Origin of the sequence: Rhodococcus triatomae (genome assembly GCF_014217785.1) — a bacterium.
Lineage (GTDB): Bacteria > Actinomycetota > Actinomycetes > Mycobacteriales > Mycobacteriaceae > Rhodococcus_F > Rhodococcus_F triatomae.
In genome coordinates, this window is the sequence record NZ_CP048814.1 from 1,181,905 (window position 1) to 1,197,763 (window position 15,859).

Annotated in this window: 16 protein-coding genes; 5 read left to right on the forward strand and 11 right to left on the reverse strand. The window is 68.3% G+C overall.

What is annotated here, in order from left to right:
* The first annotated feature begins 112 nt into the window (after positions 1-112).
* Positions 113-1,771: a sensor histidine kinase gene (locus G4H71_RS05560; protein ID WP_072735999.1), complete on the forward strand. Its 1,659-nt coding sequence runs from the start codon at positions 113-115 to the stop codon at positions 1,769-1,771.
* Between the two features lie 19 nt (positions 1,772-1,790).
* Here G4H71_RS05560 and G4H71_RS05565 read toward each other — a convergent pair whose 3' ends face one another.
* Positions 1,791-2,429, reverse strand: coding sequence for a response regulator transcription factor (locus G4H71_RS05565; RefSeq protein WP_072736000.1), 639 nt, complete (start codon positions 2,427-2,429; stop codon positions 1,791-1,793).
* 195 nt (positions 2,430-2,624) lie between these two features.
* Here G4H71_RS05565 and G4H71_RS05570 point away from each other — a divergent pair, with 195 nt between their 5' ends.
* Genes G4H71_RS05570 through G4H71_RS05580 form a run of 3 tightly spaced genes read left to right on the forward strand, consistent with a single transcriptional unit; the run spans position 2,625 to position 4,770 of the window.
* Entirely contained in the window at positions 2,625-3,542 is a 918-nt protein-coding gene (locus tag G4H71_RS05570; protein ID WP_072736001.1) for a nitroreductase family protein, read from the forward strand.
* On the forward strand, positions 3,539-4,486 hold the full coding sequence (locus G4H71_RS05575; RefSeq protein WP_072736002.1) for an acyl-ACP desaturase: 948 nt from the start codon (positions 3,539-3,541) through the stop codon (positions 4,484-4,486). The genes G4H71_RS05570 and G4H71_RS05575 overlap by 4 nt, the downstream gene beginning before the upstream one ends.
* Positions 4,483-4,770, forward strand: a complete 288-nt coding sequence (locus G4H71_RS05580; protein WP_246442554.1) for a hypothetical protein — start codon at positions 4,483-4,485, stop codon at positions 4,768-4,770. The genes G4H71_RS05575 and G4H71_RS05580 overlap by 4 nt, the downstream gene beginning before the upstream one ends.
* A 115-nt stretch (positions 4,771-4,885) precedes the next feature.
* Here the strand turns inward: G4H71_RS05580 and G4H71_RS05585 are convergent, their stop codons facing one another.
* From G4H71_RS05585 to G4H71_RS05615, 7 genes are all read right to left on the reverse strand, one after another.
* Positions 4,886-5,443, reverse strand: coding sequence for a hypothetical protein (locus G4H71_RS05585; protein WP_074700591.1), 558 nt, complete (start codon positions 5,441-5,443; stop codon positions 4,886-4,888).
* Between the two features lie 138 nt (positions 5,444-5,581).
* Complete coding sequence (locus G4H71_RS05590) at positions 5,582-6,259, reverse strand: flavodoxin family protein (protein ID WP_072736305.1); 678 nt, start codon at positions 6,257-6,259, stop codon at positions 5,582-5,584.
* A gap of 44 nt (positions 6,260-6,303) precedes the next feature.
* Complete coding sequence (locus G4H71_RS05595) at positions 6,304-7,593, reverse strand: glutaminase (RefSeq protein ID WP_072736004.1); 1,290 nt, start codon at positions 7,591-7,593, stop codon at positions 6,304-6,306.
* The gene (locus tag G4H71_RS05600; RefSeq protein ID WP_072736005.1) at positions 7,594-8,481 is read right to left on the reverse strand and encodes a universal stress protein; all 888 of its coding nucleotides are present in this window, start codon (positions 8,479-8,481) and stop codon (positions 7,594-7,596) included.
* Positions 8,482-8,548: 67 nt separating this feature from the next.
* Positions 8,549-9,589 (reverse strand): LLM class F420-dependent oxidoreductase, encoded by a 1,041-nt coding sequence (locus tag G4H71_RS05605; RefSeq protein WP_072736006.1) that lies wholly within the window; start codon positions 9,587-9,589, stop codon positions 8,549-8,551.
* 86 nt (positions 9,590-9,675) lie between these two features.
* Positions 9,676-10,563, reverse strand: coding sequence for a universal stress protein (locus G4H71_RS05610; protein WP_072736007.1), 888 nt, complete (start codon positions 10,561-10,563; stop codon positions 9,676-9,678).
* 136 nt (positions 10,564-10,699) lie between these two features.
* Entirely contained in the window at positions 10,700-12,205 is a 1,506-nt protein-coding gene (locus G4H71_RS05615; RefSeq protein WP_072736008.1) for a glutamate-cysteine ligase family protein, read from the reverse strand.
* 147 nt (positions 12,206-12,352) lie between these two features.
* On the opposite strand from G4H71_RS05615, the gene G4H71_RS05620 reads away from it, so the two are divergent.
* Positions 12,353-12,625, forward strand: coding sequence for a hypothetical protein (locus tag G4H71_RS05620; RefSeq protein ID WP_072736009.1), 273 nt, complete (start codon positions 12,353-12,355; stop codon positions 12,623-12,625).
* 18 nt (positions 12,626-12,643) lie between these two features.
* On the opposite strand, the gene G4H71_RS05625 is transcribed toward G4H71_RS05620, so the two are convergent.
* From G4H71_RS05625 to G4H71_RS05635, 3 genes are all read right to left on the reverse strand, one after another.
* Positions 12,644-13,450: a M23 family metallopeptidase gene (locus G4H71_RS05625; RefSeq protein WP_072736010.1), complete on the reverse strand. Its 807-nt coding sequence runs from the start codon at positions 13,448-13,450 to the stop codon at positions 12,644-12,646.
* 114 nt (positions 13,451-13,564) lie between these two features.
* Positions 13,565-15,031 carry a D-serine/D-alanine/glycine transporter gene (cycA, locus tag G4H71_RS05630; RefSeq protein ID WP_072736011.1) on the reverse strand — a complete coding sequence of 489 codons (1,467 nt, stop codon included), beginning with the start codon at positions 15,029-15,031 and terminating at the stop codon, positions 13,565-13,567.
* Between the two features lie 147 nt (positions 15,032-15,178).
* On the reverse strand, positions 15,179-15,742 hold the full coding sequence (locus G4H71_RS05635; protein WP_246442552.1) for an FAS1-like dehydratase domain-containing protein: 564 nt from the start codon (positions 15,740-15,742) through the stop codon (positions 15,179-15,181).
* Between the last annotated feature and the right edge of the window lie 117 nt (positions 15,743-15,859).

Consider the following 15,859-nt stretch of genomic DNA (forward strand, 5'->3'; position numbering starts at 1 on the left):
TGGGCAGCAGGTGTGCAGGGTGTGCACGGTAGCTTGTCCTGCGATCTATCGAGGCCGCCGACGAGGTCGTTACCGATTTTCACCGCCGGGTACCGCCGCCTATGCTGCAGCTATGGTTCAGTCACCGTCCGAGGACCCTCGGGATGCGCTCGGCGGTACGCGTGAAGACCTGCTGGAACTGGTGGCCACCAGGGAGAGCATGCGGCGACTGCTCGCGGCCGTCCTGCTCGTCGGCTCCGGACTCGAGCTCGATTCCACACTCCAGCGAATCGTGCAGTCCGCCACGTCCCTGTTGAACTGTCGGTACGGCGCGCTCGGGGTGCGGGCATCGGCCGGAGGCCTGTCCGAGTTCGTGTACGAGGGCATCACCCCCGAGGACCGCGCGCTCATGGACCACCTCCCGGAGGGCCGGGGCGTACTGGGCCTGCTCATCGACCACCCGCAGACGGTACGGCTCGAGAACCTCGCCGACCATCCCGCGTCCGTGGGCTTCCCACCGAACCACCCTCCGATGCGGAGTTTCCTCGGCGTCCCGATCATGCTGCGGGGGAAAGTCTTCGGCAGTATCTATCTCACCGAGAAGCGCGGGGGCGGCACCTTCACCGAGGAAGACGAGGTGATCCTCCAGGCCCTGGCGACCGCGGCCGGTGTGTCGATCGAGAACGCCGCGCTGTTCGAGGAATCACGCACCCGTGAGCGATGGCTCGCCGCCACCGCCGCGATCACCTCACGACTACTGGCCGGCGGTTCGCTCGACGAGACCCTCCGGACGCTCACCGACCAGGTCAGTGCGCTGTCCGTCGTCGACGACGTGTACATCGCGGTGTCGGACACCGACGACGTCGTCGCGGTGCGGGCGCACGCGGCGCGGGTACCTCTCACCGAGCCGCTGCGGTTCTCGTGGTCACAGACACCGTTCGACGATCTCAAGCGCACCCGGCAGCCGTTGCTCGACGCGGCGGTGGAGCACGTTCCGGGGCTGCCGGGACCCCACGGCAGGATCGGCATCTTCCCGCTCGCGACCACGTCCGGCGTCACCGGCGCAATGGTGGTGACAGCGGACCGCGCCGACGCCTGGGATCCGGAGGAGGTGGCGCGGCTCGGTTCTGCCGCGGACCTGGCGGCGGTCGCCGTCGAGTTCGCCGACCAGCAGGCCAGGCAGCGGTTGCTGTCCGTCCTCGCCGACCGTGACCGGATCGCTCGGGATCTGCACGACAACGTGATTCAGCGATTGTTCGCTACCGGGATGAGCCTGCAGAGCACGTTGGCGGTGGACGGCGTGCCGGACCGGGTGCACTCGACCGTCACCGACGCGGTGGAGCAGCTCGACCGCACGGTGCGGGAGATCCGCACGACCATCTTCGACCTGCAGACCACCGGGGCCGCCTCCGCCACCAGTCTGCGTCGCCGCCTGCTCGATGCCATCGGGGATCTCACCGCCCAGTCGCCGGTGGTGCCCGACGTGCGGTTCACCGGGGCCATCGACACCCTCGTCCCGGCCCGTGTGCACGCGCACGCGGAGGCGGTGCTGCGGGAGGCACTGAGCAACGCGCTGCGGCATGCCCGGGCCCGCACCATCGACGTCGCGGTCACCGCGGACGAGAACTTCACCATGGCGATCTCCGATGACGGTATCGGAATCACCGAACCCGGCAGGCGCAGCGGCCTCGACAACATGCACCGTCGCGCCGAACACTGCGGCGGGGTCTGCGCCGTGACCGCGGGGCCGGCCGGGGGCACCACGGTGACGTGGACGGTGCCCCTGCACTGACACCGGCCGGCGGCGGGCGTCAGTGCCGCTGGTTGCGCAGATCCGCGGCGAGCACGGCGGCCTGGGTGCGGCGCTGCATCCCGAGCTTCGCCAGCAGCCGGGACACGTAGTTCTTGATCGTCTTCTCCGCGAGGAACAGTCGCTCGGCGATCTCCCGGTTCGTCATACCCTCACCGATCAGATCGAACACGGCCCGCTCCTGGTCGGACAGTTCCGCGAGGGGGTCGGTCGTCCGCTCCGAGCGGATACGGTTCATCAACGCCGCGGTGGTCCTGCTGTCCAGCAAGGATCCGCCCTCGCCGACGGTGCGCACGGCGGAGATCAGGTCGGTGCCGAGGATCTGCTTGAGGACGAACCCGGACGCTCCTGCCATGATCGCGTTCAACAGCGCCTCGTCGTCGGAGTACGAGGTGAGCATGAGACAGCGCAACTCCGGGCACGCCGCGCGCAGGTCACGACACAGCTCCACCCCGTTGCCGTCGGGGAGACGCACGTCGAGGACGGCCACGTCGACCTGCTCCTGCGGCACCCGGACGAGCGCCTCACCCACCGAGGCGGCCTCCCCCACGACCTCGAAGTCGGGGGCACTGCCCAGCAGGTCGGCGAGCCCGCGCCGCACGATCTCGTGATCGTCCACCAAGAACACACGCGTGCCCATTCGTCGTCACCTCCATCGGTTCCGTTGATCGAACCGTACCGGCAATCCGGACCACGGCGCGAGGGACCTTCTCTCCCTGATCAGGGACCTTCGGCCCCTCCTGCCACGCGGCGGGCCGCGGGAGGCTGAATCGCACGGTGGCACCGATCTCCGATCTCCATGCCGCCATCCACACCGCGAGCACCTGGAGGGGCCATGACCGTCGGCTGGACGTACAGCGACACCGACGTCATCGCCGGCGTCGTCGCCGCGGCACCCTCGATCTACGACAGCCAGCCGTGGGACGTGCGCCTGGACGGCGACCGGGTCGAGGTGCGCGAACGGACGTCGGTGGAATGCTCTCCGCGGGCGGACCTGCTCATTTCGTGCGGCGCCGCGATCACCAATCTCGAGGTGGGCATCCGGGTGTTGGGGCGGCGCACCCGCACCGACCTGTTGCCGGACCCCGCCGATCCCGAACTTCTGGCCGTCGTCGAGGCCGTCGGCTCCGCGGCACCGGCGAACACCGATCTGCGGCAGTTCTCGGCGATCTCCCGTCGCAGAAGCCACCGCGAGTCCTTCGCCGGCATCGAAGTTCCCGAGGACACGGTCTCCGACATCGTCGCGGCCGCCCACCGCGGAGCCGGCGACGGCGGGGCCGCGGACGGAGTGTTCATCCGTGTCGTCGGCGGTGACGAGTCCGCCGCACTCGCCGAAACACTCACCTACTCTGCGCAACTCGTCCGGCACGACCGGCAGCGCCAGCGTGAGGTCTTTCCCTGGACGTCCCATTGGAGCCCGCGGGGCGGATACGAGACGATCGACCCCACGCACTCGGTGATCACCCGCGGCATCCCGGACCCGGACATGCTGGCCGCGGCGATCGAGAGCGAGACCGTCCTCGTCTTCAGCGCACGTTCGGACACCGCGCAGGATCTGGTCCGCACCGGCATGGCCGTCGAGCGAGCCTGGCTCACCGCCGTGGACGCCCGGCTGTGTGCCTCGGTGCTCACCCACCCACTGCGCGTCGACGACGCGGCTCACCGGCTCGCCCGCAGGCTCGGACTGGCCGGCGAGCCACAACTGTTGATGCGCATCGGATACCGAGGAACAGGAAACGGAGCGTCATTGTGAACGGTGGACTCACCGACCGGGAACTGCTGTACGAACTCGAGGGAGTGGCCGAGCAGGAGGTCGACCGGCATCTGGCGACCGCCAAGGAGTGGCACCCCCACGACTACGTCCCGTGGGACGACGGACGGAATTTCGAGATGCTCGGCGGGGTCGACTGGGACCCGGAACAGTCCCAGCTGTCCGACACCGCGAAGGCCGCGATGGTGACGAATCTGCTCACCGAGGACAATCTGCCGTCGTACCACCGCGAGATCGCCGAGCACTTCTCCCGGGACGGCGCCTGGGGGACGTGGGTGGGCCGGTGGACGGCCGAGGAGGCCAAGCACTCGATCGTGATGCGGGACTATCTGGTCGTGACGCGAGGTGTCGACCCGGTGGCGCTCGAGAACGCCCGGATGGCCCACATGACACAGGGTTTCGACCCCGGGCCGTCGAGCATGCTCGATTCGGTGTCGTACGTGACGTTCCAGGAGCTGGCGACCCGGGTGTCGCACCGCAATACCGGGAAGGCCTGTGGGGATCCGATCGCCGATCGCATGCTCGCCCGAGTCGCGGCCGACGAGAACCTGCACATGATGTTCTATCGGAATATCGTGCAGGCTGCCCTGGACGTCGCACCGGACCAGGCCATCGCCTCGATCCACAAGGTTCTCACCAACTTCCAGATGCCCGGCGCGGGAATGGACAACTTCCGCCGGAACGCCGTCCTCATCGCCAAGGGCGGGATCTACGATCTGCGCCAGCACATCGAGGACGTCGTCAATCCCGTCCTGCGCAAATGGAAGCTGTTCGAGCGCAATGATTTCGGCCCGACCGGCGAGAAGTACCGGGAGGAGATCGCCACCTTCCTGGACGACCTCGGCGTCAAGGCGAAGAAGTTCGAGGAGTCCCGTGACCGCGCCCTGGCACGGGAGGCGCGCCGAGCCGAGCGGGCCTCGTCGTGACGACCGACGAGGTGAGCCGCGCGGAGGGCACCCCCGCGGACACCGACGACCGGTACTCCGGGGAGTTGTTCCGGTGCGTGCTGGACATGGCGGAGGCAGCGCGCCGGGAGGACTCCACGCGGTGGATCCAGGCCCGGTGCCGCACCCATCGCGCCGACGACTCCGCCTATCTCACGTCCATGCTGCTGGGCCTGATGATCGAGTCCGACGCCCTGCGTCAGGGCGTCCATCCCGCCGATGCCTGGCAGCGGATCCGCCGAGACGGACCCACCAGCCTCCCCTGACCCCCACCTTCACTCCCCCGCCCGCACTCCCCTGGGTGAAGGTGCCCTTCGCCTCGACAGATCGGTCGAAGGCCACCTTCACCCTGGTGGGGATGGATCAGAGGGTGGGGAGGGATCAGGAGCCGAAGACCCCGCCGAGGGAACCGGTAGACGAGCCCTGCCCGCCGCCGAGGACGAGGACGCCCGCGAAGTCGAATCGCTCCGGATCGAAGCCGACGAGGGGATCGATGGTGCAGTTGGTCACCAGCGCGTAGACGCCACTCGGGATGTTGGTGAACGATCCGGTGACCGTTCCACCGGACGCGATGACCACCTGCGGCAGCGCGGGAACCGCATCGGCGGCGATGAGATCCTCGATCAGCCGCAGCACGTCCGGACTCCCGGCACTGAGGGTGTCGATGATCGCGGGGCCGGCCACGGCAGCACCCGCGACGGCGTCGACGATGACCGTGGTGCACTCGCCGGGAAGCAGGAGCAGGCGGTTGGGCACGTTCGTGACGGCGTAGTCGATGTTCGAACCGTTGATGGTGGCGCTCAACGATACTCCCGACGAGGCAACGGGCTGCACCTCGGTCGGTGCCGCCGCGGCGCTCTGCACACCTGCCGCCACGAGCGCCCCCGTGGCGAGAAGAGCCGCCGTGGTCCGTGCCAGCATCGAGATCAGTGTCGACATGTAGTTCCTCCCTGGTCAGGCGCCAGCCGCCTGAGCGAAGAGGCTACCGCCGAGAGTGCCGCTCCACGTGCGTAATCGAGTTATCGGCACATCCCCGGACACCTACGCGGTCCCGGACCCCACCGGAGCCCGCACCGTTCACCGGTATTCGGGGTTCTCGTAACCGAAGTGACAGCCGGCGTCCCACTCGGACCGCTGGTTTCCGTATGCGGGGAATCCGCCCGAGGCGCGCAGGATGGACGCGAGATGCAGCAGGTTGTAGGTGAGGAAAGTCGTGTTCCGGTTCACGAAGTCGTTCTCCGGCCCGCCGGAGCCCTCGTCCAGGTACGACGGTCCGGGTCCGGCCTCGCCGATCCATCCGGCGTCCGCCTGCGGTGGAATCGAGTACCCGATGTGCTGGAGGCTGTACAGGGTGCTCATCGCACAGTGCTTGACGCCGTCCTCGTTGCCGGTGAAGAGAGCGCCGCCGACGCGCCCGTAGTACGCGTACTGTCCCTTGTCGTTGAGCACTCCGGAGTATCCGTACAGGCGCTCGATCACACGGCGCATGACAGAACTGTTGTCGCCCAGCCAGATCGGGCCCCCGAGCACCAGGATGTCGGCGGCCAGGACGCGCTCGAGAAGGGCCGGCCAGTCGTCGCGATCCCACCCGTACTCGGTCATGTCCGGACGGACACCGGTCGCGATGTCGTAGTCGACCGCGCGAATCGAGTCCACCGAGACCCCGTTGCGCTCCATCACCGCGATACTCCGGTCGATCAGCGCCTGCGTGTTGCTCGGTTCCGGAGACCGCTTCAGCGTGCAGTTGATGTACATCGCCTTCAGCCCGGTGAAGTCCGGACGGTCTGCGTTCTCACTCACTAATGGCTCCTGTCGGTCGAGGAGGCGGAGGGGACAATCTCCGGACGCCGCCCGTCGCCGACATCCGGGTCGGGAAGTACCCCGTCCGGGTCCACGAGGAACACCCGCCGATCGGCGAGCAGGAGGCGGCGCATCGCCTCGAGAATCATGCGGCGGCCGACATCGTTGAGCCCCGGCACCCTGGCGAGGTCGAAGACCACCGGCTGCCCACTCTCCGACGCGCCCTCGAGCTCGCGCAGAACGGTTTCGGCACCGCGGAACTGGATGATTCCCTGCAACTCGTAGACGAGTACCTCGCCGACATCCGGGAGGGTACCGGGATGCACCGAGCGCAGGGCACCCGCTCCGAGTGCCTCGGCTTCCATCAGGTGCAGGCCCATGTCGGCGGACAGTCGCCGGCACGTGCGCAGTCCTCGCACACTGTTTCCGTTGCGGTCCAGCCGGGGCGAGAAGACGCCGATTCCGACCTGAGCCGGAAGTGCACCGAGGATCCCACCTGCCACACCGCTCTTGGCCGGAATGCCCACCGCGGTGAGCCACTCACCCGCGCCGTTGTACATACCGCAGGCCGTCATCACGCCGAGTACCTGCCGGGCCACCCACGGCTCGACGACGGCGTCGCCGGTCACCGGCTGCACTCCCCCTTTCGCGAGCGTGGCACCCATGACCGCCAGATCACGCACCGTGACCAGGATCGAGCACTGCTCGGTGTAGCCGCGGACGACCTGCGCCGCGTCGCCCGCGAGGATGCCGTGGCTCCTCAGCATGTGGGCGAGGGCCAGATTTCGGTCGGCCGTCTCGAGTTCGGACCGGCACACCGCGTCGTCGATCCGCAGTTCCCGCCCGGCCAGCGCCGAGAACACGCGCACGACGCGCTGCACCCGCTCGTCCGGATCGCAGTCGGGGCCACCGACCAGATGATGCGTGGTGATCGCCCCGGCATTGATCATCGGGTTCATCGGACGATGCGACTCACCTTCGAGGGACAGCTCGTTGAACGCCTCCCCGGAGGGCTCCACTCCGACCTTGTCGAGGACGCGGTCGAGGCCGAGATCGGTCAGTGCCGCCGCGTAGGCGAACGGCTTCGAGATGGACTGGATGGAGAATTCGACGTCGTCGTCACCCGCCGAATACGTCCGGCCGTCGACGGTGGTGAGCGCCACCGCAAAGCGATCCGGATCGGCCTGCGCCAGCTCGGGTATGTAGTCCGCGACCGCGCCGTTCGTGTCGTCGGCGAGCGATTCGACGATCTCGTCCAGGTAGTCCGGGACGGGAGAGCGGAATGCCACTCAGGCTCCCCGCACGATGAGAACGGGGCAGTCGGCGGTGTGCAACAGGGCATTGCTGGTCGAGCCGAGCAGCATTCCCTTGAATCCGCCCCGGCCGCGACTACCGACGACGATCAGCTGGGCACGTTCGGCGTAGTCGCTGAGCACGCGCACCGGACGATCCCTCGCCACCACCTTCTCCACCACGACGTCGGGGTACCTGTCCTGGAAACCGGCGAGCGACTCGGCCAGCACGGCCTCCTCCCCGCTCTGGATGCTGCTCCACAGCGGGTCCTCCGGTGTCGCACCCAGCGAGGGTTGGACGCTGACGTCGCTCCACACGTTCACGGCGACGAGCGGGGCACCGACGGCGGCGGCCTGCGCGAACGCCACCTCCACCGCGGCCGTGCTGTGCTCGGACCCGTCCACGCCGACGACGATCGGCCCCTCCGTGGGCGGTGCCCCGTCGAGGGTGCGGCCCCGGACGACCGCGACCGGGCATGCGGAGTGCGATGCGAGCGAGGACGTCACCGAACCGACCAGCAGGCCGGTGAACTCGCCGTGTCCGCGGGGCCCGACCGCGACGAAGTGCGACTGCTCGGAGAGTTCGATCAGGGCCCGCGACACCTTGCCCTCGTGACGCTCGGTGACGACCTCGATCGGACGGTCCACCGACTGCTGTGCCAGCACCGCGGCGCTGGCCAGACGAGCCTTCGCGGTGGCCTCGAGTTCCTGTCGGAAGCTGTCGGCCAGGTACGGCTCGGAGTAGTAGAAGGCGGGGACGTGCACGACCGTCACGATCTTCAGCGGCAACCCCCATGCGGCCGCGGCGTGGGCGGCCCACACGACGGCGGTCGACGAGGACTCCGATCCGTCGACGGCGACGACGATCGGTTTCGATGCGGTCATGCTCGTCCCTTCCTCCTGCTGTCGGTCTTCTCGTGCCGAGCGGTGTGTGCCGCGCAGCCTGCGGCGGTCAGCCGCAGATCGTGCGGAGCTTCTCGATGAGGGCCACCCGGCCGGCACGATCCGCGGCCAGCGGTGTGACATTCAGTGCGGTGACGCCGGATTCGGCGAACGCGGCGACGCGTTCGGCGACGTAACTCTCCGGGCCGATGAGCGACACGGCGCGCACCAACTCGTCGGGCACGGCGGCCGCGGCCTCCTCCTTCTTGCCCGCGAGGTACAGGTCCTGGATGGTCTCGGCCTCCTTCGCGTACCCGTAGCGCACGGCGAGGTCGTTGTAGAAGTTCTTGCCCTTGGCACCCATCCCACCGACGTAGAGCGCGATGTTGGGCCGGACCCAGTCCAGCATGTGGTCGACGTCGTCGCCGATCGCGAGCACGGGCGAGGCGTAGACGTCCAGTTCACCCAGCTCGGGGTCGCGCTTGGCCTTGCCCGCCGCGAGGGGCTCGCCCCACACGTCGGCGGCCTTCTCGGGGTAGTAGAAGATCGGCTCCCAGCCCTCGGCGATCTCCGCCGTCAGAGCCACGTTCTTGGGACCCAGCGAGGCGATGATGATCGGGATACGTTCGCGCACAGGATGGTTGATGAGCTTGAGCGGCTTGCCCAGCCCGGTACCCTTCTCGGCCGGCAGCGGGATCTGGTAGTACTTGCCGTCGTGGACGACCTTCTCCCGGCGCCACACCTGCCGGCAGATCTCCACGACCTCGCGGGTACGTCCCAACGGGGCGTCGTACTTGACGCCGTGGAAGCCCTCGATGACCTGCGGGCCGGACGCGCCGATACCCATCACGAACCGGCCGTCGGAGACGAAGTCCAGACCCGCCGCGGTCATCGCGGTGAGGCTGGGCGTGCGCGTGTAGATCTGGAAGATCCCCGACGCCAACTGGATCGTCGACGTCTTGGCGGCGAGGTAGCCGAGCTGGCTGACTGCATCGAACGAGTAGGCCTCGGGGACGAAGGCGATGTCCAGGCCAGCACGTTCGAGGTCCGCCACCTCCTCGACCGTCTCCGCGAATCCACCGCTGTAGTTCAAGCCCATGCCTATGCGCACGTTGTACCCCAATCCTGGCGTTCTCCTGTACGCACGAACACTACGTAATCGCCTTCACCTCGAGTAGGCCCACCCGTCGCGGCCGGTCAGTCGTCGGTCGGGCGGACGACCATCACGGGGCACTCGGACTTACCGATGAGGTTGTTGCTCGTGGAGCCGAGCAGCATGCCGCGGAAACCGCCCCGGCCCCGGCTCCCGACGACCAGGAGCTGGGCCTGCTTGGACCATTCGACGAGCCGGGCCCGCGGGTTGTCCACGTACACCTTGCGCTCCACGGTGACGTCCGGGAACTCCTCCTGCCAGCCGGCGAGCGATTCCGCGAGCACGGCGTGCTCCTCTTCCTCGATGCTCTTCGGCAACAACGCGGCGGCGCGCGGGTCCTCGAGGATGCCGGGCCCCAGATCACTCCACACGTGCACGGCGACCAGTGGCGCACCGCGGAACGAGGCTTCCTCGAAGGCGGTCCTGATGGCGGCCTTGCTGGTGGCGCTGCCGTCCACGCCGACGACCACGGGTCCGGAGTCACGGGTCTCGCCACGCACGACCACCACCGGGCACTTGGCATGCGTGGTGACGCTGACGGCGGTGTTGCCCAGCAGCAGTGCGGTGGCGGCGGCCCCGGCACCGGACGCGCCGACGACGACGTAGCGCACCTTCTCGGAGAGGTCGACGAGCCACTGCGAGCTGCTTCCGATGGCCAGTTCGGTACGGATCTCGAGATCCGGCGCGACCTGTTTCGCGAGCTTCTCGACGTCGGCGAGGATCGCTCTGCCGCCCTCCTCCACCCATTCGTAGACTCCGCCGGCGTCCATGTAGGGACCGCCGAATCCGTACGGTGCGAAGTCGAGCGCATGGACGATCTCGAGGGTCGCCCCGCGACGCGAGGCCATCTCGGCCGCGAAGGTCACGGCGGACTTGGCGGTCTCGGACCCGTCGGCACCGACGACCACTGCATTGCGTTCGGGTGTGCTCATGCTCCTCACCCTAGCGCCGCGTCGGGCGCGGTGTCGGGAGTCCGTGGACATCACCGCCCTGGTCGGCGTCCCTGCCGCACCGGGACTTTCGCCTCTATCTCCCCGTGCCACCCGCGGCGGGCCACCACCCGGTCGGTCACACCCAGGTGTGGACCGGGTCCCCCTCGCGCATGTGACCGACGTAGTCGCCGAGCATGCCGACCAGCGCGGAACGTCGGTTCTCTCCGGCGGCCTCTCGGCGGACCACCTGGTCGCGTTGCCAGGCTGCGCCCGTCTGCCGGGTGCGGCACCGGCCCTCGATCACGTCGAGATAGCGGTCCCGGGCCTTGGCGGACAGCCCGAAGTCGGCGAGGCCCGCGTCGGCGAGCGGGAGCAGATGCCGGAGGACGAGTTCGTCGACGGGAACGAGCCCCAGGCCCGGCCAGCGAACCTGCGCCTCCATTCCGTATCGCGCCCCGGCCGCCAGATTGTGCCGGGCGTCCTCGAACGGCATCCGTTCCCACAGCGCGGCCCCCGAGTCGACGAGCGACCGGATCACCCCGTAGTAGAGGGCCGCGTTCGCCATCATGTCGAGCACCGTCGGCCCGGCAGGCAGTACCCGGTTCTCGATTCGCAGGTGCGGGTCCCCGTCCACGTGGTCGTACACCGGGCGGTTCCATCGGTAGATGGTGCCGTTGTGCATCTGCAGCTCGGACAGGGCCGGGGTCTCCCCCGACTCGAGCCGCTCCAGCGGATCCTCCTCGTCCAGTTCGGGCAGCAGTGCCGGGAAGTACCGGGCGTTCTCCTCGAACAGGTCGAGGGCGGAGTCGATCCAGCGTTCGCCGAACCAGACCCGGGGTCGAACACCCTGATTGCGCAGCTCGGGCGGGCGGGTGTCGGTCGCCTGCTCGAAGATCGGCACCCGCGATTCGTGCCAGAGCGCCCGTCCGGCGAGGAACGGCGAGTTCGCCGCCGTCGCCACCTGCACGCCGGCGAGACACTGGGCCGTATTCCAATGCGCGGCAAACTCGTCCGGTGCCACGCGCAGATGCAGCTGCAAGGAAGTGCACGCCGCTTCCGGGGCCACCGAATCGGTGTCGGCGCGGAGCACGTCGGCGTCCCGGCCGGGCAGTGCGACCCCTTCCACGTCCAGTTCGATGTCCTCACCGCGGGCGGCGAAAATCTGCTGGTTGAGCAGCTCGTAGCGGGGGTTCGCCGTGATCCGGCCGTAGTCGAGATGCTCGAGTTCGAGAGTCGGGAGCATCCCGATCATCACCAGTGCCGCGTCCTGCTCCCTGATCCGGGCGTCGGCGAGGTGTAGCGACGCGCGCAGGCCACGTTCGAGTTCGAAGGTCGCCTCCCCGGCCAGCGGTCCCGGCCGCACGTTCATCTCGACGTTGAACTGGCCGAGTTCGGGCTGGAAGACCGAATCGTCGTCGATCGCCGCGAGCGCGGAGACGTTGACCATCGCCGGGCTCATGTCGGCGCGCACCAGATTCAGCTCGATCTCCATGCCCAGGAGCGGCTCGAACGGTTCGACGTCGTCGACGAACCGGCCCTCGCTCAGCATCCGCTCGAGCGCGTCGGAACACCGCTGGACCTTGCGGCGGAACTCGCGTCGATCGGCCCTGGTGAACTCCCGCGCGGTCACCTTGTCGCCCACACCACACTCCCACCGCCGTGGTTGTCCCGTGCCGCGCCCGAAGCGGACTCGGTCGGGCCTGTCGCGAGCATATCGGTATCCCGGGCACGAACCCGGTCACCCGATTAATCTCGGAGTCGGAGGCCGCCCCGAGTGGAAGGACCCGCGATGTCCGCGAAAGAGAAGGCCGCGAAGGAGAAGGCCGCGGCGCCGACATTCACGCTGGGGAGCCGAGTGAAGACGCCCTACTCGGTCGATCCCGAGCTCGATCCGAAGAAGTGGCCGCTCGAAGCCGGCCAGATCGTGGAGGAGTTCGTCGTCGGCGACGACGTCGACGATTCCGAATACGGGCGTGACTGGGCCGTCATGCGCCGATGGGGTGTCGCCCTCGACACCGGCACCCTCGTGTTTCGCAACGACGAGGATCTCGAGCCCGAGTAGCGCCCGGCTCGGGCGGGATCAGGCCTGAACCGCGGAGTCGGACCAGGTGACGGTTGCGCCGTTGTCGCGCAGCCAGCGGTTCGGGTCGACCTTGTTGCCGGCCGTGTCGTGCACCTCGAAGTGCAGGTGCGGACCGGTGGACTGGCCACGATTGCCGACGGTGGCGATCTGCTCGCCCGCGCTCACGCGCTGACCGACGTTCACCTGGTAGGTGTCGATGTGTCCGTAGACGGTGACCGTGCCGTCGTCGTGCAGGACCCGGACCCACTGCCCGAAGCCGGAGGCCGGACCGGCGTCGACGACCTGGCCGTCGGCCGCGGCGAACACCGGGGTGCCGATCGGGGCCGCGATGTCGATGCCGCCGTGGTGAGCGCCCCAGCGAGAGCCGAAGTTGGAGGTCAGCGTCCCGGAGACGGGCTGGACGGTGGTGGGCTTGATCGGGTTGACCGAGTCGACCCACTGCTGGACCTGCCCACCGAACTGCTGTGCGGGGCCGAGATCGGGAACCTGGAAGCCGGCGGGGATCAGCCCCTCGGGAATCAGGTCGGCGGGGATGAGGTCGGTGGGGAGCTCGAAGGGCAGCGCGGGCGCCGGAGCGGCCTCGGGAGCGATCTCCGCCTCGTGGCTGTGACCCGGGTGCGCCGCGGCGGTGCCGGCACCGAGCTGAGCGGCACCGACGACGAGGGCTCCGGTGGCGGCGGCGACCGTCGCGGCCTTGACTCCGGCACCGGGACCCGACGGCTCGCAGCGGTGGCGGCCGCGGGGAGCGGCCGGATCGATCTCGAAAAGAACCTGCGAATCGGTGTTCCGGTGATGCGAACCCACAGTCAGTTACCTCGTCAGTCGTCGGGCGTGTGGTGCACTCCCGATGTCGGGCGAGCTCCTCTGTCCGCGGACGAATGTAACAAAACGATATAGGTCCGCGCCACCGTTACCGATCTATGACTTTTCGGCGTCCTCGAGTGCCTGTCGAAACGCCTGGTAGCGAGCCTTGTGCGCTGGTCGGTTGCGAATCAGCGCCCACGCGACGGCGAGTCCGACAAACCAGACAGGGGTAACGATCAGGGCACGGAGGGTGTCCTCCTGCTGCGTCAGCGCCCAGATCACGAACCCGAAGAACGTGAGCACCACCCAGCACATCACCACGCCGCCGGGCATCGGGAACCTCGATGTCTCGTGCAGGTGCGGACGACGCCGGCGGTAGACCAGGTAGCTGGCGAGGATCATCGTCCACACGAACATGAACAGCAGCGACGAGATGGTGGTCACGAGGGTGAACGCCTCGATCACCGACTCCCCGGAGAACAGCAGGATCAGCGACGGGAGCAGGAACGCACAGGAGAACAGCAGGGCGTTGACCGGGACACGGCGGGAACTCAACCGACCCAGACGTGCGGGCGCATCCCCCTCTTGGGCGAGGCCGTAGATCATCCGGGACGTCGAGTAGATCCCCGAGTTCGCGGAGGATGCCGCCGAGGTGAGTACGACGAAGTTGATCACCGATGCGGCGATCCCGAGCCCGGCGAGCGCGAACATCGCCACGAACGGGCTGCGGTCCGGGCTGATCTCCCGCCACGGTGTCACCGCCATGATCACGGTCAACGCGACGACGTAGAAGAGGAGGATGCGGACCGGGATGGCGTTGATCGCGTGCGGCAGGTTCTTCTCCGGGTCCTTCGCCTCCGCTGCGGTGGTCCCCACCAGTTCGATTCCGACGAACGCGAAGATCGCGATCTGGAAACCGGCGACGAATCCCATCACGCCGGTGGGGAACATCCCGCCGTCGTTCCACAGGTTGTCGAACCCTGCCTGCGCGCCGCCCGGCGCCTCGAACGACGAGAACACCATGACCAGCCCGACGACGATGAGGCTGGCGATCGCGATGATCTTGATGAGCGCGAACCAGAACTCGGTCTCGCCGAACGCCTTCACGGTGGGCAGGTTGAGCACCAGCAGCGTGAGGATCGCCGCGATCGCGGGGATCCACAGTTGCAGGTCCGGCCACCAGTACCGGACGTATCCGGAGATCGCGATCACGTCGGCGATGCCGGTGACGATCCAGCAGAACCAGTACGTCCAGCCGGTGAAGAATCCCGCCCACGGGCCGAGCAGGTCGGCCGCGAAGTCGGAGAACGACTTGTAGTGCAGGTTCGACAGCAGCAACTCCCCCATCGCTCGCATGACGAAGAAGAGCATGAAACCGATGGTCATGTAGACGAAGATCACCGACGGCCCGGCGAGCGAGATCGTCTTTCCCGATCCCATGAACAGCCCGGTACCGATGGCGCCGCCGATGGCGATCAGCTGGATGTGCCGATTCGAGAGTTTGCGGGACAGGTGCGGGGAGTCGTGGCCCTCGCCCGATCCGGAGGTGCCGGCCTGTGCGGCCGAGCGGGCGTCGGTCATCGTGGTCCTTCTCCGAGCGGCTGGTCAGAGCCCCCGCCGGGCGGGAGCCCCGGACACGTTACGCCGCAGGAACGATCAGCCGGGCAGCGTCCCGGACGGCTGCCCGTTATGACCGAGTTATCGATTCGGAGGAATCGCCCGAGTCGGTCAGACCTCGACCCGCATCACTCCGCGGACGAATTCGGCGATCGCCGGATCCACCTCCACGCCGTCCCGGCCGACGAGTGTCGTCCAGGACCGCGCGACGAGCCTCTCGGCCTCGTCACGAAAGTCGTTGCGGATGGTGAACATGGAACTTCCCGCCATGCGCCGCACCGATTCGACGGCGACGTCGGTGCTCAGCACGTCGCCGGCAACGACCGGCCGGGCGAAGCTGAACCGCTGGTCCGCCTGCATCACCTGGCTCAGGTCGAAACCGACCAGCACGTTGTCGAACAGGTACTGCTGAGTGTGGCCGGCGAGCACCGCAAGGAACGTCGGCGACGCGACCAGCGCGGCGTGGCCGAGACCGGCCGCGGCGGCCTCGTCCCGGTGCGCCGGATGGGCGTCGAGCACCGCAGTCGCGAACTCACGGATCTTCTCGCGGGACACCTCGTACCGCAGCGGCAGGCGATGGATACGGCCGATGATCTCGGATTCCGTCGCGTCGCCGGCCGTGGCGTCGGTGCACGCGGCGTCGATACGAGGGGCGTCCAGGTCGGTGGCAGTCACTCGCGCCATTGTGCAGGACGCGACGATCGCCGTCATCGGTGTGGTCGCCCCGGTGCCACATTCTGTGTCGTTCATCACCGCAATCGCTTCCGCGCTGTCCCGCAGCACAGGGGCCTA

Excerpts from the sequence above, each read along its gene's own strand:
- G4H71_RS05585 (WP_074700591.1), bottom strand. The coding sequence starts at position 5,443 with ATGTCGACACTGATCTCGATGCTGGCACGGACCACGGCGGCTCTTCTC.
- G4H71_RS05600 (WP_072736005.1), bottom strand. The coding sequence starts at position 8,481 with ATGACCGCATCGAAACCGATCGTCGTCGCCGTCGACGGATCGGAGTCC.
- G4H71_RS05560 (WP_072735999.1), top strand. The coding sequence starts at position 113 with ATGGTTCAGTCACCGTCCGAGGACCCTCGGGATGCGCTCGGCGGTACG.
- G4H71_RS05565 (WP_072736000.1), bottom strand. The coding sequence starts at position 2,429 with ATGGGCACGCGTGTGTTCTTGGTGGACGATCACGAGATCGTGCGGCGC.
- G4H71_RS05590 (WP_072736305.1), bottom strand. The coding sequence starts at position 6,259 with ATGTACATCAACTGCACGCTGAAGCGGTCTCCGGAACCGAGCAACACG.
- G4H71_RS05570 (WP_072736001.1), top strand. The coding sequence starts at position 2,625 with ATGACCGTCGGCTGGACGTACAGCGACACCGACGTCATCGCCGGCGTC.
- cycA (WP_072736011.1), bottom strand. The coding sequence starts at position 15,031 with ATGACCGACGCCCGCTCGGCCGCACAGGCCGGCACCTCCGGATCGGGC.
- G4H71_RS05610 (WP_072736007.1), bottom strand. The coding sequence starts at position 10,563 with ATGAGCACACCCGAACGCAATGCAGTGGTCGTCGGTGCCGACGGGTCC.
- G4H71_RS05620 (WP_072736009.1), top strand. The coding sequence starts at position 12,353 with ATGTCCGCGAAAGAGAAGGCCGCGAAGGAGAAGGCCGCGGCGCCGACA.